This window comes from Aeromonas sp. 160P (assembly GCF_055193095.1).
The window spans coordinates 3,318,965-3,338,629 of sequence record NZ_JBUXKV010000001.1 but is presented as its reverse complement, the minus strand read 5'-3'; the positions used below and the strand labels follow the sequence as shown (position 1 = coordinate 3,338,629).

General features: G+C 58.8%; 15 protein-coding genes. 9 read left to right on the top strand and 6 right to left on the bottom strand.

Annotated elements, in window-relative coordinates; genetic code table 11:
* Positions 1 to 316: 316 nt before the first annotated feature.
* Positions 317 to 3,103 carry an insulinase family protein gene (locus tag ACY8FN_RS15555; RefSeq protein WP_463100517.1) on the bottom strand — a complete coding sequence of 929 codons (2,787 nt, stop codon included), beginning with the start codon at positions 3,101 to 3,103 and terminating at the stop codon, positions 317 to 319.
* Positions 3,104 to 3,265: 162 nt separating this feature from the next.
* Between ACY8FN_RS15555 and sixA the strand changes: the two genes are divergently transcribed.
* The 3 genes from sixA to ACY8FN_RS15540 all read left to right on the top strand — a co-directional run bounded on the left by sixA (position 3,266) and on the right by ACY8FN_RS15540 (position 5,138).
* Positions 3,266 to 3,733, top strand: coding sequence for a phosphohistidine phosphatase SixA (sixA, locus tag ACY8FN_RS15550; protein ID WP_042019250.1), 468 nt, complete (start codon positions 3,266 to 3,268; stop codon positions 3,731 to 3,733).
* 133 nt (positions 3,734 to 3,866) lie between these two features.
* Entirely contained in the window at positions 3,867 to 4,073 is a 207-nt protein-coding gene (locus ACY8FN_RS15545; RefSeq protein ID WP_139694198.1) for a DUF1107 domain-containing protein, read from the top strand.
* Between the two features lie 147 nt (positions 4,074 to 4,220).
* Positions 4,221 to 5,138 (top strand): DMT family transporter, encoded by a 918-nt coding sequence (locus tag ACY8FN_RS15540; RefSeq protein ID WP_463100516.1) that lies wholly within the window; start codon positions 4,221 to 4,223, stop codon positions 5,136 to 5,138.
* 104 nt (positions 5,139 to 5,242) lie between these two features.
* On the opposite strand, the gene ACY8FN_RS15535 is transcribed toward ACY8FN_RS15540, so the two are convergent.
* A complete protein-coding gene (locus tag ACY8FN_RS15535) occupies positions 5,243 to 6,859 on the bottom strand; it encodes a peptide ABC transporter substrate-binding protein (RefSeq protein ID WP_463100515.1) in 1,617 nt (538 codons plus the stop codon).
* A 379-nt stretch (positions 6,860 to 7,238) separates the two neighbouring features.
* On the opposite strand from ACY8FN_RS15535, the gene fbp reads away from it, so the two are divergent.
* On the top strand, positions 7,239 to 8,273 hold the full coding sequence (gene fbp, locus ACY8FN_RS15530) for a class 1 fructose-bisphosphatase (protein WP_042020895.1): 1,035 nt from the start codon (positions 7,239 to 7,241) through the stop codon (positions 8,271 to 8,273).
* Positions 8,274 to 8,448: 175 nt separating this feature from the next.
* On the opposite strand, the gene mfd is transcribed toward fbp, so the two are convergent.
* Positions 8,449 to 11,937, bottom strand: coding sequence for a transcription-repair coupling factor (gene mfd / locus ACY8FN_RS15525; RefSeq protein WP_463100514.1), 3,489 nt, complete (start codon positions 11,935 to 11,937; stop codon positions 8,449 to 8,451).
* A gap of 50 nt (positions 11,938 to 11,987) precedes the next feature.
* Positions 11,988 to 12,563, bottom strand: coding sequence for a PilZ domain-containing protein (locus ACY8FN_RS15520; protein ID WP_463100513.1), 576 nt, complete (start codon positions 12,561 to 12,563; stop codon positions 11,988 to 11,990).
* 76 nt (positions 12,564 to 12,639) lie between these two features.
* Here ACY8FN_RS15520 and ACY8FN_RS15515 point away from each other — a divergent pair, with 76 nt between their 5' ends.
* The 3 genes from ACY8FN_RS15515 to lolE all read left to right on the top strand — a co-directional run bounded on the left by ACY8FN_RS15515 (position 12,640) and on the right by lolE (position 15,924).
* Positions 12,640 to 13,875 carry a lipoprotein-releasing ABC transporter permease subunit gene (locus ACY8FN_RS15515; RefSeq protein WP_101319750.1) on the top strand — a complete coding sequence of 412 codons (1,236 nt, stop codon included), beginning with the start codon at positions 12,640 to 12,642 and terminating at the stop codon, positions 13,873 to 13,875.
* Between the two features lie 109 nt (positions 13,876 to 13,984).
* Positions 13,985 to 14,683 carry a lipoprotein-releasing ABC transporter ATP-binding protein LolD gene (gene lolD, locus ACY8FN_RS15510; protein WP_463100512.1) on the top strand — a complete coding sequence of 233 codons (699 nt, stop codon included), beginning with the start codon at positions 13,985 to 13,987 and terminating at the stop codon, positions 14,681 to 14,683.
* The gene (gene lolE / locus ACY8FN_RS15505; RefSeq protein WP_463100511.1) at positions 14,683 to 15,924 is read left to right on the top strand and encodes a lipoprotein-releasing ABC transporter permease subunit LolE; all 1,242 of its coding nucleotides are present in this window, start codon (positions 14,683 to 14,685) and stop codon (positions 15,922 to 15,924) included. The genes lolD and lolE overlap by 1 nt, the downstream gene beginning before the upstream one ends.
* Positions 15,925 to 16,011: 87 nt before the next feature.
* Here lolE and yfbR read toward each other — a convergent pair whose 3' ends face one another.
* Both yfbR and ACY8FN_RS15495 read right to left on the bottom strand, forming a co-directional pair.
* Positions 16,012 to 16,614, bottom strand: a complete 603-nt coding sequence (gene yfbR / locus ACY8FN_RS15500; protein ID WP_463100510.1) for a 5'-deoxynucleotidase — start codon at positions 16,612 to 16,614, stop codon at positions 16,012 to 16,014.
* 93 nt (positions 16,615 to 16,707) lie between these two features.
* Positions 16,708 to 17,142, bottom strand: a complete 435-nt coding sequence (locus ACY8FN_RS15495) for a YccF domain-containing protein (protein WP_068977869.1) — start codon at positions 17,140 to 17,142, stop codon at positions 16,708 to 16,710.
* A gap of 453 nt (positions 17,143 to 17,595) precedes the next feature.
* Here ACY8FN_RS15495 and tig point away from each other — a divergent pair, with 453 nt between their 5' ends.
* Both tig and clpP read left to right on the top strand, forming a co-directional pair.
* The gene (gene tig / locus ACY8FN_RS15490; RefSeq protein ID WP_042020883.1) at positions 17,596 to 18,906 is read left to right on the top strand and encodes a trigger factor; all 1,311 of its coding nucleotides are present in this window, start codon (positions 17,596 to 17,598) and stop codon (positions 18,904 to 18,906) included.
* A gap of 86 nt (positions 18,907 to 18,992) precedes the next feature.
* Complete coding sequence (clpP, locus tag ACY8FN_RS15485; RefSeq protein WP_042020882.1) at positions 18,993 to 19,616, top strand: ATP-dependent Clp endopeptidase proteolytic subunit ClpP; 624 nt, start codon at positions 18,993 to 18,995, stop codon at positions 19,614 to 19,616.
* Positions 19,617 to 19,665: the final 49 nt, after the last annotated feature.

Sequence of the window (19,665 nt, the reverse complement as noted above, 5' to 3'; positions counted from 1 at the left end):
AGGCAAAGGGTGATCTGCGCCGACAAATCGTCGGGCTGTGTGCTCTTCGCTACCTCCTTTGACATAGATCAACGTGATTCGCGGCGGGAGTGCCTACTATGAGGCTGTTTCTCAATCACTGTTGGCATTGCAACGCAAGTTCAGGGTTTAGCCCACTTGCTGATCAGCAACTCAGTGTCTGATTTTCACGCTCATGTTCACTTTTGGCGGCTTTGGTCGCAATTGTTATGGTTTTTCCAGCCGACCCTGATGGGTCGGCTTTTTATTGCCTGCGATTTACCGTGGGAGGGGGAAAACGGGGGACAGCGAGGCCCGATCAGGCCTCTAAGGTGGCGGCATTGAGCCGAAATGCGCGTGGATCATCGATAAACTGGCCGGTGATCCGCTCGTCATGTTCGTGCCCCTGACCATAGCTGCAGAGGATCAGCCGATCGGAGGTGCGCGAGCGCAGCTGGGTGATAAAGCGCACCAGATCGGCGCGGCTTAAGTTACCCACCTCGTCGCAGACCCGTTCCCGCTGATCGAACCCCAGATCCTTGTTGCCGATGCTGACCCACAGCCGCTGGCCGCGACTGCGCAGGTTGGCATCCCGCTCGCTGAGCTGGGCTTGCAGCCCCGCCTTGCTCTCCTGCCACTGCTGCTCGGTGAATTCGAGCATGGCCAGCGGGAAGAGGTCGATAAACTCCTCCACTGCATCCAGCAGGATCTGCGGCCCCGCCACCGGCGACTGGATATAGAAGATCAGGCCCGGGTGGCGATTGAGGGGCAGGTTGCCGGCGCCCACCACATAACCCAGCTGCTGGCGGGTGCGCAGCTCGTGGAAGAAGGTGGAGGACATGATGTGGTTCGCCAGAGTGAAGCAGGCGAGATCCCTCGGTCGGGTGGTGCGGGATTGGTAGTAGACCAGCAGCGCCGAGTCCTCGTGATCGCAACCCTGCTCGCGGATCAGGGTGCCCCTGTCTTGAATGGAGATGAGCGGACGGCGGGTCTCGCCACTGGGCTTGCTGCTGGCGCCATTGATGTCGCTCAGGTGGCGCTCCATCAGGGCTGCCAGCTCCAGCGCCTCGGGGGCGGTCCAGTCGCCGTGCACCAGCGCCTCGACATGCACCTCGCCAAATAGCTGGGCGACAAAGGCGGGCATCTCTTCCAGCTCTACCGTGCGCAGGTGGCGCAGCAACTGCTCGAACGGCGGGTTGTTCGGTTGCAACAGGCTGGTGAGCTGGTTGAATAGCTGGGAGATAGGGCGCGCCTTGGACTGATTGTCCCAGTTGCGGATCAGCTGCTCTTTGATTTCGGCGAAGCGGCCCGGGTCTGGATAGCCGAGGGTGCGGTTGCCGAGGATCATGTCGAGCAAGAGCGGTTGCTTGTCGGCAAAGCCGCTCAGGTTGATGGTAAAGCCCCCCTGATGGGCATAGATCTGGTAGCCCAGCCCCGCCAGCTCTGCCGGATAGGTGAGGGCGTTGAGGTGATCGGTCAGCAGCTCCACGGCGAGGCGCGCCATGGCGATATTGCGCGGATTTTTCACCGCATGTTCGCTGTCGATGGAGATATAGAGATTGCCCTTGGGCACGCTGAACAGGTGCTCATGGAGGTGCCAGAGGCGAAAACCGGGGCGATCGATAAGGCAGGCGGGCATGTCGGCGGCAAGTGCCGGCGAGCGTGGATCGAGCCGACTGCTGATAAAGGGGTTGGGCAGCGGCAGGGCCAGCGCCGGATCCGGCTCGCTCTGCTGCCAGCGGATCTTCTCGGCCTCGGTGATGGTCGCCACGCTGTAGGGGGTCTGATACCAGCGGGCCAGCCGATCGGTCGCCACTTCCGGCGCGGTAATGGTGATGCGCAGGTTGTGCGGGGTGAGCTTGGCGAGAAAGCGGCGGATCAGCCCCTCGTCATATTCCCGCATCATGTAGTCGCCGTAGAGCAGATCCTCAGGTTTGTAGCTAAAGAGGTTGAGCACCAGCCCCGATACCGTATCGAGGGGGCGGCCGCGCTCCTGAAAGCGGAACGCCGATTCGAGCACGGTGCGCTTTTCGTCGTAGCGCCAGCTCTGCAACCCTTCGCGGCCAATCAGTTTCAAATAGCCAAACAGGGCGGCGAGGATGTCGTCCACATGCTCAAGGCCCAAGGGTGTCAGGCCGAAGTTGACGCCAAAATCCTTGAAGTTGGCGCCGCTGATGCCGCCCCCCGCCGAGAGCTGGTTGACCCAGCCTTTCGCCTTGAGCAGGGAGAGCAGGCTGCCATCCCCCTCGTAGCCAAGCAGATGGCTCAGGAAGGTGAGGGGCTTTGTGTCGTAAAACTCGTCCACATTGGGCAAGGGGAAGCTCAGTGACAGCTTGCGGGTCTCCTTGACCGGATTGATGTGGATGCGCACGCCGAGATCATCGAGCCGGTAGAGCGGCATGGTGAGGGTCGGCGTTCCCAAATTGCGATTCAAAATGGGAGCAAAATAGCGACAACACCACTGCAACTGGGTATCGATCGATGCTGGCGAAATCATTACCAGCGCCATGCGATCCGCGCTGTAGTGGCTTTCGTAAAAACGGATAAGGTCGGAGCGCAGATCCCGGCCCGGCAGGTCGGCCAGGGTATCAAGGTTGCCCACCGAGAATTTGGCGAAGGGGTGCGCGGGATTGACTGTCTCTTTATGCACCTGATAGCTGCGGCGCACGTCGTCCTGCAGCTTGAGGCGGTACTCGGAGTCGACGGCGTTGCGCTCCTTGTCTACCCACTCAGGGGTGAAGGTGGGGCAGATAAAAAACTGGGAGAAGCGATCCAGCCCCGCTTCAAAGAAGCCGTTGTCGATCTCGAAGAAGAAGTTGGTGAACTCGGTGCCGGTCCAGGCGTTATTGCTGCCGCCATGACGGCTCATAAATTGCTGGTATTCACCGGGCTTGGGGTAAGTGCCGGTGCCGAGAAACAGCATGTGTTCCAGAAAATGGGCCATGCCCTGGCGGTCGGCAGGATCGTCAAAATGGCCGGTATTGACCGCCAGAGAGGCGGCGGATTTGTCGGTATCGGGATCACAAATCAACAAGACCCTGAGCTGGTTAGCCAGCGCCAGAAAATGGTATTGCCGATGGTCGTTAGGACTGGCATATGGGCTCATTGGCGTGTGACTCACGTTGGATTTATTTGAATTTAAACATGATTATCGACCGCGCTATCCCGTCAGGCAAACCCTTTTCTGAGAGGTAGCGCAATTGTTTACATACCCGTGGCGGGGTAAGATCCGCCAGCTATCAAAACAGGCCCGTTGGGCGAGGTTGTAATGAAGATCTATATCATGCGTCATGGCCAGGCTGGCATGAATGCGAAAACAGATGAACAGCGTCCATTGACCGAACAGGGTATTGAAGAGTCCATCGGCATGGCCCGCTGGTTGGCGCCTCAGCTGAGCGGCCCGCTGGATCGGGTGATCCACAGCAACTATCTGCGGGCCCGCCAAACCTGGCAAGCCATATGCAGTGAGTTACCTGACGCAGCAGCCGTCGAAGAGAGTGGCGACATTACCCCTTATGGAGATACCGCTTTCGTGGCCAGCTACCTCACCGCCCTGGCTGAACAACACGACCAGATCCTGATGGTCAGCCATCTGCCGCTGGTGGGTTATCTGGTGCAAAGCCTCTGTCCGGCCGCAGGCGCACCGATGTTTGCCACCTCAGGGATCGCTTGCATCGAGTGGCACAATGGCAAAGGTGCCTTGCTCTGGTTGGAAGGGCCGCATACAATAGGCTAAAAGTTAATAAAAAGTTATAGATTGAATTTTTTGGGAAGAGATGGGCGATTTTTCCGGTTTTTTATAGTTAGTTAACGGAATTATTTCGCAGAAGCTGCTGTCATACGGATACAACTGCAAGAGGTTGCAAACGATGAGAGTGTTCAAGAAGTACCTGCCACTGATGGTGGCAAAGCACGTCAAAACCTTCTTCAAAGGTCGGATTTACATCCATGGTCGAGGTCGGTTTGATTTTCAATTTGGTGTGTTGTTGATGCCGAGCGCTGCCGACATCCCTCACCGTCAAACGGTTACGGAGGTCAACCAGATGATCTCCAGACTTCATATGGATGCGGCGTGACGTTCTTCTGAACGCGTTTCTGCACTGATATACCAACCTGTTGATGACCGTTAAATTATGCCCGCGATTGTGCGGGCATATTTGTATCTGGCCGCTCGCCCCTTATACTCGCTCGCTGTTGTCTGCTTCGTGATCCTGGATGTGTGCATGCCCCTTGCCTTCTTGTTCCCCTTCTCCTGCATTGCCATCTGGGCGGGTAATGGCATCGTCAGCAAACTGGCGGTCGGTGTGTTGTCGCCCGCCGCCATGGCCTGGTCGCGCTGGGTGGTGGCTGCCTTGGTGTTGAGCCCGTTTCTGGCCCGGCGGGTATGGCGCGTGCGCGCCCGTTTACGGGCTGGCCTTTGGCAGATCGCCATGCTGGCGCTGCTGGGCATGGTGCTCAACCAGACCTTTGGTTACTACGCGGCGCAAACCCTGGGGGCCACCGAGATGGGGTTGATGATGGGACTGACGCCGCTGTTGACCGTGTTGTTCAGCATCTGGCTGCTGCGCGAGCGGCCCACCTGGGGCGCCGTGCTGGGGGCGCTGCTCTCCATCCTCGGCTTGTCTATCTTGCTGGGGCAGGGGGACCCGACCCGGCTGTTTACCCAGGGCATTCATATCGGCTCGGTCTACATGCTGCTCTCGGCGGGCACTTATGCCCTCTATAGCGTGCTGCTCAAGAAGTGGGATCTGGGGCTGGATAACTGGTCGCTGCTCTACGGTCAGGTGCTCTGTAGCGTGGTGATCCTCACCCCCTTCTATCTGCTGGTGGATGGTCAGTTGCCAGAAGGGCGTGCGCTCTGGCTGATCTTCTATGCGGGGATCCCTGCGTCGGCACTCTGCCCCTGGCTCTGGATGCAGGGGATCACCCTGCTCGGTGCCAACCGCACCGCCATCTTTATGAACCTGCTGCCGGTACTGACGGCTGGCCTTGCCATCACCCTGCTGGGGGAGCGGCTGACCAGCTATCACCTGATCGGTGGCGGTCTGACCCTGCTGGGGGTTTTGCTGGCACAGCTGCTGGTGCGTCCTGTGGTGCTGAGGCGTCGCCGGGTGGCGATGGCGCCCTGTCCTGAGGAGTAATCGTGCCCGGACGGGTAATTTGGCAGCGTGATGTGCTGGCCAAGAACGAAAAAGCGCCTGCAGCAATGCAGGCGCTTTTTTATGGTCAGATCTGGCCGAGCCGGTTACTGGGCGACCAGATAGAGCTCCCGGCTATAGACGATGTCTTGCGGGTTCTCATAGGGATAACCCTTGACGAACGGCTTGAGCAGCCGCGATTTGACGTAGAAGTAGACCGGCGCGATCGGGGCTTCTGCCTCGATCAATGCTTCGGCCTGCTGGTAGAGCTGATTGCGCTCGGTAGCATCCTGCGCGTCATGGGCCTTGGCGAGCAGGGCGTCGTACTGCTTGTTGAACCACTTGCCGCTGTTGCCACTGCTGCTGGAGGTCAGGATATCGAGGAAGGTCGAAGCATCGTTATAGTCCCCGTTCCAGGAGTAGCGGCTCACCCCGAAATCCCCCTCGTTGAGGGTGGAGACCATGGTCTTCCACTCCATGTTGTTGAGGGTGGCGGTGACCCCCAGGTTGTGTTTCCACATGGAGGAGATGGCCAGTGCGATCTTCTTGTGCCCCTCGTTGGTGTTGTAGAGGATATCCACGCTGAGCGGTTTGTCCGGGCCATAACCCGCTTCGGCCAGCAGGGCTTTGGCCTGCGAGATCCGCGCCTCTTTGCTCTGCTGCTGGCTGGCCGGTTTTTTCAGATCAAAACCATCGACACTCGGCGGGGTCAGGCTGAAGGCGGGCAGCTGCCCTTGTCCCAGGATCTTGTCGGTGATGGTCTCTCGATCAAGGGCCAGCGAGAGCGCCTTGCGCACTTTCGGATCATCGAACGGTTTGCGGTTCACATTGAACACATAGTAATAGGTGGCCAGCATGGGGGCGCTCACCAGCTCTGCCGGGCTCTGGCTCTTGAGATGCTTGTACTGTTCCAGCGGATAGGTGGTGTAGTGCAGCTCACCGGTGCGATAGCGGTTGTAGGCGGCAGTCTCGGAGACGATCTCCAGATAGACCACTTTGTTGATCACAGTGTTGCCATTATCCCAATAATGAGCATTGCGCTCGGCGCTCAGCCGCTCGTTGGGGGTCCACTCTTTGAGTACAAAGGCGCCATTGGAGACGATGTTGCCCGGTTTGACCCACTCCTTGCCAAATTTTTCGATGGTCGCTTTGGGGGCGGGGAAGGTGGTGTAGTGGGCCAGGGTCTTCAGGAAGAAGGGAACCGGATTGGTCAGGGTCACCTGCAGGGTGTGCTCATCGAGCGCCTTGATGCCAAGTTCTGACGGGCTCTTCTTGCCCTGGATCACCTCGCCAGCATTGACCACACCGGTCAACTCGATAAACCAGGCGTAGTTGGAGGCGGTTTTGGGGTCGGCAGCCCGTTGCCAGCCGTAGACATAATCGGCGGCGGTGACCGGTTCACCGTTTGACCACTTGGCCTCGGGCCTCAGCTTGAAGGTGTAGACGGTACCGGTTTTATCGACCTCGTAGCTGAGTGCGCCAGCGGGCTGGGTCTTGCCCTGGCCATCCAGTACGTAGAGCCCTTCAAACAGATCGTTGACGATGGCGCTGCCGGCACTCTCTTCCACCAGCTGGGGATCGATGGTGGTGGGCTCGCTGCCGATATTGGTCACATAGATTTGTTGGGCATCCGGCAGCAACTTGGTACCGGCAGGCACCTGGGCAGCCCAGGCGGGAAGGGCAAATAGTCCGGCTACCATGCCGGCAATGAGAGTCTTGTTCATTGATAATCCTTGAGTTTTATTTGCTTCCAAAGCGAAATCAGTGTGCTGGATCGGCGATCGGATCTCAAGGGGCGGCAGAGTGGGAAGCAAGTGTCAGCCGGTGCTTTAGCCAGCGGCTGAATGCCAGTCATCACGCGGGATACAGCCGCTTATTTGCACGAATTAAGCGGGCTTAAGTTATCGTATGAAACCTTTTAAAGGGAATAATTGAGCGAGAAAGGGGCGAAATCGTCGATTTATTAGACCGCTTAATTCGCTGCAAAAAGCAAAGGCAGGCGTTACATTAGGTTACAAATCAAGGCCGTCGGTGATCGGTGTTTTTTTTACCGGCCCCTGCAAACGTTTTCAAAGCCAACTGATGCGACCTAAAGGAATAACAATGCGAAACATGATCACCATGGGTGAGTTCATCGTCAAAAAGCAGGCGGACTACCCTACCGCGACTGGCGAGCTGACCTCGCTGCTGAGTTCGATCCGCCTCGCTGCCAAGGTGGTGAACCGGGAGATCAACAAGGCGGGGCTGGCGGATATCATCGGCTCAATGGGCGCTGAAAACGTGCAGGGAGAGGTGCAGCAGAAGCTGGATGTCTATGCCAACGAGCGCTTCAAGGCTGCACTTGAGGCCCGTGGCGAGGTGTGTGGCATGGCCTCGGAGGAGGAAGAGGACTTCGTGGCCTTTGACTCGCCACTCTCCAAAAATTCCAAATATGTGGTGTTGATCGACCCCCTCGACGGCTCCTCCAACATTGATGTCAATGTCTCGGTCGGCACCATCTTCTCCATCTACCGCCGTTTGAGCCCGCAAGGTGGCGCAGTGACCTTGGAAGACTTCCTGCAACCGGGCAACCGTCAGGTTGCAGCAGGTTACGTGGTCTATGGATCTTCCACCATGCTGGTCTACACCACCGGCTTTGGTGTCAACGGCTTTACATATGATCCTTCCATCGGTTGCTTTTGCCTCTCTCACGAGAACATCCGTATTCCGGAAGAGGGCAAGATCTACTCGCTCAACGAGGGCAACTACATCAAGTTCCCGGACGGGGTGAAGAAGTACCTGAAATATTGTCAGGAGCGCGACGAGGCGACCAATCGCCCCTACACCTCCCGCTATATCGGATCCCTGGTCTCTGATTTTCATCGCAACCTGCTCAAGGGCGGCATCTACATCTATCCGTCCGGTACCAACTCGCCGAATGGCAAACTGCGGCTGCTCTATGAGTGCAACCCGATGGCGTTTCTGGTGGAGCAGGCGGGTGGCAAAGCGTCAGATGGCTTTGGCCGGATCATGGATATCCAGCCCACCGCGCTGCACCAGCGCACCCCTTACTTTGTCGGGTCGACCAAGATGGTGGAGCGGGCCGAGGCCTTTATGCGGGAGTTCTCAGCCCACGAGGATCCGGCCAACCAGGGTTGAATGTCCCCATCTGATCAGCCGGGCAGGTTGGGCTGAACTAAGATAGGCCCAACCAGGGCTCGGGTTGTCGGACTTAACATACTCAGCGCCAGCCAGCATCAATAAAACGGGAGCCGATTTGGCTCCCGTTTTCATTGGCTTCATGGGCTGGGCTATCTGCCTGCAAGGCCCGCCCTCACTGGCTGTTGTTGGCCAGATCTGCCAGCAAGCCATCCACCAGCTTGAGGCGCATGGCGCGCTCTTGGGTGGGCATCTGAAACCGCAGCCGGGTCGGCCCGTCCATCTTGTAGATCCGTGGCTGGCTGGAGAGCAACTTGACCAGATAGGCCGGATTGACCTTGGTCTCCTGGGTGAAGTCGAGATAGCCGCCGCGCTCGCTCATCTCTACCCGGCGAATGCCCAACGCTGTGGCACGCTGGCGGAAAGCCGCCAGCTCCAGCAGGGTTTTGGACGCCTCCGGCAGCAGGCCAAAACGGTCGATCAGCTCCACTTTCAGCTCGCGCAGCTCCTGTTCGTCCGCCGCACTGGCGATCCGCTTGTACATGGAGAGCCGCATGTTGACGTCCGGAATATAGTCATCCGGCAACAGCGCAGGCAGGCGCAGCTCCACCTCGGTGTGCTGGCTCATCAGCTGTTCCAGTGACGGCTCCTTGCCATTTTTCAGCGCCTCGACCGCCTGCTCCAGCATCTCCATATAGAGGGTGAAGCCGACCGATTCGATCTGGCCGCTCTGATCGTCACCGAGCAGCTCGCCCGCACCACGGATCTCCAGATCGTGGGTCGCCAGCGCAAAACCGGCGCCGAGATCCTCAAGGGCGGCGATCGCCTCCAGCCGCTTGACCGCATCCTTGCTCATCAGCTTGGGATGTGGCGTGAGCAGGTAGGCATAGGCCTGATGGTGAGAGCGGCCAACCCGACCCCGTAACTGGTGCAACTGGGCCAATCCCAGGTGATCCGCCCGATCCATGATGATGGTGTTGGCGCTCGGCACATCGATACCGGTTTCGATAATGGTGGTGCAGACCACCAGATTGAAACGCTGGTGGTAGAAGTCGGACATGATCCGCTCAAGGTCGCGCTCGCGCATCTGACCGTGGGCGATACCGATGCGGGCCTCGGGTACCAGCTCCGCCAGATCTGCGGCGCATTTCTCGATGCTCTCTACGTCGTTGTGCAGGTAGTAAACCTGACCGCCGCGTTTGAGTTCCCGCAGCACCGCTTCGCGCACCACTGCCGGTTCGTGCTGGCGCACGAAGGTCTTGATGGCGAGCCGTTTGGCGGGCGGGGTGGCGATGATGGAGAGATCCCGCATCCCCGCCATCGCCATATTGAGGGTGCGCGGGATCGGGGTAGCGGTGAGGGTGAGGATATCCACATCGGCCCGCAGCGCCTTGATCTTCTCTTTCTGGCGCACCCCGAATCTGTGCTCCTCATCGACCACCAGCAAGCCCAGATCCTTGAAGGTCAGCTCGGCGCCGAGCAGCTTGTGGGTGCCGATGATGATATCCACCTTGCCCTCCGCCAACTCTTTCATCACGGCGGTCTGCTCCTTGGCAGAGCGGAAGCGGCTGAGCACCTCAACCCGCACCGGCCAGTTGGCGAAGCGATCGCGGAAGTTGTCGTAGTGCTGTTGCGCCAGCAGGGTGGTGGGCACCAGCACGGCCACCTGCTTGCCGCCATGGACGGCCACGAAGGCGGCACGCATCGCCACTTCGGTCTTGCCAAAACCGACGTCGCCGCACACCAGTCGATCCATGCTCTTGGCCTGACACATGTCCCCCAGCACCGAATTGATGGCGTTGAGCTGATCGTCGGTCTCCTCGAACGGGAAGCTGGCGGCAAACTGGCGATAGGCCTCTTTGTCGTGCTTGAAGGCGAAACCGGCGCGGGCGGCTCGGTGGGCGTAGACATCCAGCAGCTCGGCCGCCACGTCGCGCACCTTCTCGGCCGCCTTGCGCCGCGCCTTGACCCAGGCTTCACCGCCGAGCTTGTGGCTGGGCGGGTTATCAGAGCCGGTATAGCGGCTGATGAGGTGCAAACTGGTGACCGGCACGAACAGCTTGTCACCACCGGCATATTCGAGGGTGAGGAACTCGGTGGGCAGGCCACCGGCATCGAGGGTTTCCAGCCCCAGATAGCGGCCAACCCCGTGATCCAGATGCACCACCGGCTGGCCCTGGGTCAGTTCGCCGAGGTTGCGGATCACCGCATCGGAGCTCAGGTTCTTACTCTTCTCCCGCGCGCGCTTGCTGCGCACCTTGCCACCCAACAGTTCGGTCTCGGTGATCAGCGCCAATGGATCCTGACCGGCCCCCTGCAGCAGGAAGCCGCGCTCCAGCGGCGCCACCAGTAGACCGTGGCGTGCCGTGCTCGCCATGAAATCCCTTAACGAGGCGAACTCTTTGGGCTGCAGCGAGATACGCGCCAGCAGATCGCCGAGCACTTCCCGCCGCCCTTCGGACTCCACCGCAAACAGGGTGCGACCGGCAAAGCCTTGCAGGAACTGGTTCAGCGCCAGTAGCGGTTGCTCCTTGCTGTGATCAAGTTGCAGCTCGGGCAGCGCCGAGATGGGCAGATCGTGCTGGCCTGCATCGCCAGCGGTAGGGGCCTCTTGCAGCCGCACCGCGCCATATTGACCGAGGGCGGCAAACAGTTGCTCCACTGGCAGATAGAGCTGCGTCGGTGGCAGCAGCGGCCGGGTGTTATCCCAGCGGCGGTCTTCATAGCGCTGGTCGATGTCATTCCAGAAGCGCTGGGCGGCGGGGTAGATATCCCCCACGGTGAGCAGCAGGGTCTCTTCCGGTAGATAGTCAAACAGGCTGGCGGTCTGGTTGAAGAAGAGCGGCAGATAGTATTCGATGCCGGCGGGCCAGCGCCCTTTGCTCACCTCCTGATAGACGGAGCCCTCGGCCCGCGACAGCTCGAACTGCTCGCGGAACTGCCCGCGAAACAGCTCGATGGCCGTCTCGTCGGTGGGGAACTCCCGGGCAGGCAGCAGGCTGACGGTCTTGACCGGCTCGCTGGAGCGCTGGGTCTCGGGATCGAACGGGCGGATGGAGTCCACTTCGTCATCGAAGAAGTCGATGCGATAGGGGCTGTTGCTGCCCATGGGGAAGAGATCGAGCAGGGAGCCACGGGCGGCAAACTCGCCGTGCTCCAGCACCTGATCCACAGCAACATAGCCCGCTTCGGCCAGCCGCCCCCGCAGTTGTTGCAGGTTGAGGCGCTGCCCGGCCTTGACCACCAGGCTGTATTTGTCGAGATAGACCCGGGGGGCGCAGCGCAACATCAGGGTGGAGATGGGGACGATCAGTACCCCTTTACTCATCTGCGGCAGCTTGTAGAGGGTCTCGAGCCGCTGGGAGATGATGTCCTGATGGGGGGAAAAGGTATCGTAGGGCAGGGTTTCCCAGTCGGGAAACAGCAGCACCGGACAGTCCTGCTCAGCCAACTGCTTGTTGGCCAGCAGCGTGTTTGCCAGCAAATACTGTAGCTCCTGCTCAAGGCGCAGGGCGCTCGGGGTATCGGCGGTGATGAGCAGTACCGGCCCTTTGGCGTCGCTGGTGAGGCGGGCCGCAATCAGGGCGAGACTGCTGCCGACCAGCTGGCCGAGGGTTAACTTCTGGCCCGCTTTGGCGGGTAAGGCGGGGAGTGTTATGGGCATTGTTCGATTCTTTTAACGTTGACGTGATCTATCGTTGGCGTTCGCTGTGGTCAGCGCTGACGCTCTTGGGCGCGCAGCTTGAGTTGCCTGGACTGCACATGCAGGCTGGCACGCACCAACAGTTCACGGTCATCTTCGCGGATCCGCACATAATCGAGCAGCACATGGGTGCCATTCTCGCTGCGGTCGAGCTGTTTTACCTGGCCATAGCAGTAGATGGCGGCCGCTTCATCGTGCAAGAAAATTTTGAGCCGCACGATCTGCTGCAAGCGGGGAACGTCGCCATGGCCATGAACGGGATGCAGGTAAGTGAGCTGGCCCGCGCTAAAGCGCAGGGTGTAGAAACGTTGTTCCGGGTGGTCCTGTACTGACAACACATATCCCATGATCAGGTCGATCTTGCGGGACTGCTGGTTGACGATTTCGATCAGATCGTGCATCGACTCGTTTTGATTGCGCAGCAGGCGAGTGGTCACCAGATCGATGGATGTAATGGATGACGAAATCCGAAAGGGCTCCGGCAACTCAGCATCCAGCTCCGCCAGCGAGGGGAGATGGAAGTCGGCCGGCATGGGGATCACATTGACCGGCGTGGCATGAGTGACGCTGAAGAACTGTTCCTGCATGGAGGCTATCCCTTGTTGTCATGGACGGTTTCCCTTTATTATCCGGTATCTTATTTTGTTGGCAACGTACATATCCTTGAAGACCGGACTTTTTCAGCCCCTTTCGCTGGCCATCGGCCTGCGTTATGCCGGCTCGAAGCGCAGCAATCGCTTCGTCTCATTTATCTCCCTGTTCTCTACTTTTGGCATTGCCATCGGGGTCGCCGCCCTGATGGTGGTCATTTCGGTGATGAACGGTTTCGAAGGGCAGCTCAAGGGGCGCATCCTCGGGGTGATCCCCCATGTGGTGGTGACCAATCAGGCTGGCCGCATTGATGCAGATCCGCAAGGTCTGCCGGATCTGGCCACCTTGCCCCATGTGGTGGCGACGGCCCCCATGCTCGACAGCGAAGGGATGCTGCAAAGCCCCGGCCAGCTGACCGGGGTGAGCGTGCAAGGGATTGACCCCGCCCACTGGCCCAAGGATGACATTCTTCACAGCCAGATGCTGGGAGGTCGCCTTGATACCTTGCAGGCCGGTCACTATCAGATCGTGCTGGGGCAGGGGGTCGCACGCCGTCTCAATGTCTCCATCGGTGATCAGGTGCGGCTGCTCCTCACTGAAGGAACCCGTTTTACGCCGTTTGGCCGGGTGCCAGCCCAGCGTCTCTTTACCGTCTCCGGCATCTTCGGGGTGGGCGCTGACGTGGATAACCAGATTGCACTCATTGCGTTGGGGGATGCCCAGCGGTTGTTGCGTCTGCCGACCGACACGGTCGGGGGCATTCGTCTCTGGCTCGATGATCCCTTTGCGGTCGATGAGGTGATCAAGAGTGCGCTGCCCGACGGGCTGCAGTGGCAGGATTGGCGCCGCGAGCGGGGCGAGCTGTTCCAGGCAGTGGCCATGGAAAAGCGGATGATGGGGCTGATGCTGGTGCTGATCATCGCTGTCGCCACCTTCAATATCCTCTCGGCACTGGTGATGGTGGTCAGTGACAAGGAGGGGGAAGTGGCCATTTTGCGCACCATGGGCATGAGCGAGTCCGGTATCGTCAAGATCTTCATGGTACTCGGTGCCTCCAGCGGGGTGATTGGTGCCCTGTTTGGCGGATTGGCGGGCCTTGCGCTCTCCCTTGGTCTCAACCCCCTGCTCAACGGGGTGGGGCTCAACCTCTATATGGCGGCGGGCGGCAGTGGCTTGCCGGTCATCGTCGAGCCCAGTCAGGTCATGACCATATTGCTGGGCGCCGTGCTGCTGAGCTTCAGCGCCACTCTCTATCCGGCTGTTCGTGCGGCGCGGGTCAAACCGGCCGAGGCACTGCGTTATGAGTAACTCTGTGGATCAGTCATCTTCTGTTGTTACCGCCGGTGTGAATGCCGGTGTTGTTAATGGTGCCGTGACCGGTGCCAGTGTAGTTACTGAGGCAAGTGGAGCCCCTTGTATGAATGAAGCCGTATCCCGTGAACCTCTGCTGCGCTGTCAGGCGCTTAATCATGTCTATCAAGAGGGTGAGCTGGAGACCCAGGTGCTCAAGGGGATCGATCTTTGCGTCGCACCGGGCGAAATGCTGGCGGTAGTGGGCAGCTCGGGCTCCGGCAAGACCACCCTGCTGCACTTGATGGGGGCGTTAGATAACCCTTCCAGCGGTGCCGTGCTGTTCAAGGGGGATGATATCCACCACTGGGATAGCCGTACTCAGGCGCGCTTTCGCAACCGCGAGCTGGGGTTTGTCTACCAGTTCCACCACCTGCTCGCCGAGTTCAGTGCGCTCGAAAATACCGCCATGCCGCTGCTGATCGCCGGTGAGTCGGTGGCGGTTGCCACCGAAAAGGCGACCAAAATGCTGGGGCGAGTGGGGTTATCTCATCGTTTGAATCACCGCCCCTCCGAGCTCTCCGGTGGCGAACGTCAACGGGTAGCGATTGCCCGTGCATTGGTCAATGAGCCGAGTCTGGTGCTGGCGGATGAACCGACCGGCAATCTGGATCACGCCAGCGCTACCGCCGTCTATGAACTGTTGTGCGAATTGAATCGTGAACTGGGCACTGCGTTTGTGGTGGTGACTCACGACTTGAGCCTGGCGGCCAAGCTCCATCGCCGGGTGACCTTGGTGAGCGGCGTGATGGCGGAGGTTGCCTGATGTTCAAACCGCTGCCCCTGTTTCTGGGCCTGCGTTACAGCCGCTCCCGCCGTCGCAACGGGTTTATCGCTTTTATCTCGGCTTCTTCCCTGATCGGTATCGCCCTCGGGGTGATGGCGCTGATCCTGGGTCTCTCCGCCATGAACGGTTTCGAGCGCGAGCTCAAAGATCGGGTGTTATCTGTGGTGCCGCAGGGCGAGCTGGATGCGGTCGAGCAGCCGCTGCCGGATTGGCCTCGGCTGCGCGACTATCTGCTGGCTCAGCCAGGTGTCGAGGCGGCCGCACCGGTGATCCGTTTGAACGGCCTGCTGGAGCACGGCTCCGCCCTCAAGGGGGTGCAGCTGCGCGCGGTGCTGCCGGAGTTGGAAGCCAATTTGTCGGATGCAGGCAAATACATGACGGGCCGTGGCCTGCGTGAGCTGCAGCCGGGCGAGCATGGGGTGATCCTCGGCAAGACCATCGCCGACAAGCTGGGGGTCAAGGTGGGGGACGCTGTCGCCTTGCTGCTGCCGCAAGGGGGCGATCAGGCGGGGATCAAAAATCCGAAACGGGAAGCGCTGACCGTAGTGGGGCTGCTGGAGATCGGCGGTCAACTCGACGGGCTGCTCGGCTTTATGCATCTGGCGGATGCTCAGACCATCACTGGCATGGGCAGCGGTGTGGAGGGCTTCAGTCTGCGGGTGAGCGACGTGCTCAAGGCGCAGTCGATCACGGTTGCCGCGGCGCAGCAGTTCCCCCATCACGTCTATATCCGCAGTTGGATGAACAGCCAGGGCTACCTCTATCAGGACATCCAGATGGTGCGTACCGTGATGTATGTGGTGATGCTGATGGTGGTGGCGGTCGCCTGTTTCAACATCGTCTCCACTCTGGTGATGGCGGTGAACGAGAAGCGCAGCGAGATTGCCATCCTCAAGACCATGGGAGCGAGCCCCGGCCAGATCCGGCTCACCTTCGTGATTCAGGGGATGGTGAACGGGGTGGCGGGGGCGCTGCTCGGTGCCTTGCTCGGTGGGCTGCTCTCCAGCAAGTTGACCCAGATCTTAAGTTTTATCGAGGAGTTGATCGGTCATCGCTTCCTCAATCCGGATATCTACTTCATCGACTTTCTGCCGACCGAGTTGCATATGCAGGATCTGCTCATCGTGACTGGCGCCGCCATCCTGATGAGTCTGGTGGCGACCCTCTATCCCGCCTGGCGGGCGAGCGGTCTGGTGCCGTCTCGCGAGCTGGGCCACTGATGCGCCGCATCTAATCTGTAATAAATAACGAAGGGCCCGCCGGTGCAAACCGGCGGGCCCTTCTGTTTTCAGGTGGTGTGGCGTGACTTAGTGGGCGTTCAGCTCATCGAGCGGCAGCGAAAAACTGGCCACAAAGGTGTCGATAAAGTAGCGCATCTCCTCACTCATCCGCGCTTCCAGCATGGCTTCAAGGCGCTTGCGAGCCGGTTCAAACTCCCGGTTGCCGGCGTTGATCTCCTCCAGACACTTGGTATAGGCACAGAGGGTGTCGGCATCCTTGACCAGTCTGGCTAGCTCCTCATACTGCGTGCCCGATTGTACGCGAGAGTCGAGTAGCGGGCGAAAATCCTCGATCAGTTCCGGTGGCAGCATGCCGAGCAGCCGCTGCTCGGCGGCCAGCTCGATCTTCTTGTACTCGCGGGCAATTTCGGGATTGAAGTATTTGACCGGCGTGGGCAGATCGCCGGTCAGCACCTCACTGCTGTCGTGGTAGAGCGCCAGCACGGCGGCGCGGTCGGCATCCACACTGCCGCCAAACAGCCGGTTTTTGATGATGCCGAGGGCATGGGCCACCATGGCCACCTGCAGGCTGTGCTCGGCGATGTTCTCGGGCTGGATGTTGCGCATCAGGGGCCAGCGGTAGATCAGCTTCATGCGGGCGAGGTTGGCGAAAAAGTGGCTGGGTAACATGACGGCCTCAACAAAAGACAAAAGAAAAGGGCAGACCCTAGTCTGCCCTTTTTTTCGTTGCAGGGCAGTGCCCGCCCGCGCATTTTCCCGCGTTTAGCGGATATAGCGGCCTGATTCAGCCTCGTGGTTGGTCACGATCATCTGGCCAATGGGGGCCAGGCTGATGAGTGCCAGTTTGAGGTGCTGGATACCAAACGGAATGCCGATGATGGTCACGAAGCAGGCCAGCGCCGAGGCGATGTGACCGATTGCCAGCCAGACACCGATCAGCACAAACCAGATAATGTTGCCTATCAGCCCCAGGGTACCGGTGCCGATATCGCTAAAGCCGGTCATGCTCTTGCGATTGACCGCCTGCTTGCCAAACGGGAAGAAGGTAAAGGTACCGATCACAAAGCAGGCGCGGCCCCAGGGGATGCCGATCAGCGAGATAAAACAGAGCAGACCGGCTAGCCACCAGGCCAGGCCCATAACGATGCCTCCCAGGACAAACCAGAGCAGATTGAACAAAAAGCGGAAAAAGCCCATGTGAGTGACTCCAGATTCATCAATTTGGCTGTCACCATAACGAGGGAGGGCAGGGGACGCAATGTCTGATTAGGTCAATCGTCGTTTGGCAGGACAAATTGAGTCGTCGCCACGGCGGGCGTGTTGTTTATGACCGGTTCTGACCCGAAAAACGGGCAATAAACCGCCATCCGGATAAAAAGAACGGCGTAAACGCAAAATTATCGCCAACCAATGGTTGAAGTCGTGCATCTCTCTCCCCATATAAAGGAAAGTTTTGCAAGAATTGTGCTGGCACGCCACTCAATGTGGGGGATGTGTGGCTCGACTCGACCAAAGTGCGCCGCTATAATGCCGCGTCATATTTTCTCATCACAAAGACATATCGTTGTCTTTATAAACAGGAAGACTCCGGGCTTTGCCCAGGGGCAATAAAGGGTCAGCACTCAGTGCTGAGTTGAACGAGGTAGAAGAATGCAAGTTTCTGTAGAGACAACCCAGGGTCTGGAACGCCGCCTTACCATTACCGTACCGGCCGCTACCGTTGACGCCGCTGTGCGTAAAGAATTGAATGGCCTGGCCAAAACTCGTCGCATCGACGGTTTCCGTCCAGGCAAGGCGCCGGTAGCCATCATCAAGAAGATGTTTGGTGCCATGGCTCATGCCCGTGTTGCTGATGAAATGATGCAGAACAACTTCATCAAAGCCATCATCGAAAACAAGCTGAGCCCGGCTGGTGCCCCGACCATGGATCCGAAAGAGATCCAGGAAGGTCAGGATTTCGAATTCACTGCAACCTTCGAAGTATACCCGGAGTTTGAAGTGGCAGGTCTCGAGACCATCAAGGTCGAGAAGCCGGTTGCGACCGTGAAGGATGAAGATCTGGCCAACATGATCGACACCCTGCGCAAGCAGCACGCTACTTGGGCTGACGTTGATGCCGCAGCAGCCAACGACATGCGCGTTACCCTGGACTTCGTCGGTTCCATCGACGGTGAAGAGTTCGACGGCGGCAAAGCTGAAGGCTTCAACCTGGTGCTGGGCGCTGGCCGCATGATCCCTGGCTTCGAAGACGCCATCATGGGCAAGAAAGCAGGCGAAGAGTTCACCATCGAAGTGACCTTCCCGGCTGACTACCACGCTGAAAACCTGAAAGGCAAAGCAGCCAAGTTTGCTTCCAAGCTGAACAAGGTTGAAGAGCAGATCCTGCCTGAGCTGACCGAAGAGTTCGTCAAGCGTTTTGGTATCGAGAACGGTTCTGTTGAAGAGCTGAAAGCCGAAGTGCGCAAGAACATGGAACGCGAACTGGCTCAAGCCCTGAAAAACAGCGTGAAAGAGCAGGTTCTGAACGGCCTGGTTGAAGCCAACCAGATCGATCTGCCGAAAGCTGCTGTGGCTCAAGAGATCGACACCCTGCGTCAGCAAGCGCTGCAGCGCTTCGGTGGTTTCCAGGGCGGCAACGCACCTGAGCTGCCGGCTGAACTGTTCCAGGCTCAAGCCGAGCGTCGTGTACGCGTAGGCCTGCTGCTGGGTGACGTGATCCGCACCAACGAGATCAAGGCTGACGATGCCCGCGTAACCAGCATCATCGAGTCCATGGCCACTGCCTACGAAGATCCGCAGGAAGTGATCGAGCACTACCAGAAGAACGAACAGATGCTGAACGGCGTTCGTAACCTGGCAGTAGAAGATCAAGCCATCGACCTGATACTGTCCAAAGCGCAAGTCACTGAAAAAGAACTTGCCTTTGACGAAGTGATCAACAAGTCCGGTGTCGCTGCCTAAGAACATTTGACTTAAGGTCAAGACTGTTAAGTATAATGGCTCGTGTGATCTCCACTCGGGCCATTTTATTTTAGGGACAATGCCTTATGTATAAAAACTATAACGATGTAACTGAATCCCCGCGCAATGCACTCATCCCGATGGTGGTAGAGCAAACTGCAAAAGGGGAGCGTTCCTACGACATCTATTCCCGTCTGCTGAAAGAGCGAGTGATCTTCCTGACTGGTCAGGTGGAAGATCACATGGCCAACCTGGTGGTTGCCCAGCTGCTGTTTCTTGAGTCCGAGAATCCGGACAAAGACATCTACATCTATATCAACTCTCCGGGTGGGTCGGTGACTGCAGGCATGTCTATTTATGACACCATGCAGTTCATCAAGCCGGATGTCAGCACTATCTGTATGGGGCAGGCTTGCTCCATGGGGGCCTTCTTGCTGGCCGCCGGTGCCAAGGGCAAGCGTTTCTGCCTGCCGAGTGCCCGCGTGATGATCCACCAGCCGTTGGGCGGTTTCCAGGGCCAGGCATCTGATATCCAGATCCATGCCCAGGAGATCCTGAAAATCAAGAATACCTTGAATGATCGTCTGGCTTTCCATACTGGTCAGGACATGGCTAACATTGAGCGTGACACCGATCGTGACAACTTCATGTCCGCCGAACAGGCCGTGGCTTATGGCCTGGTTGATGGCGTGCTGAGCCAGCGTAGCTGAGCAGGGTGTTCCGGCCTGTTGTAAACTCAACAGGCTAATCCATCCTCTA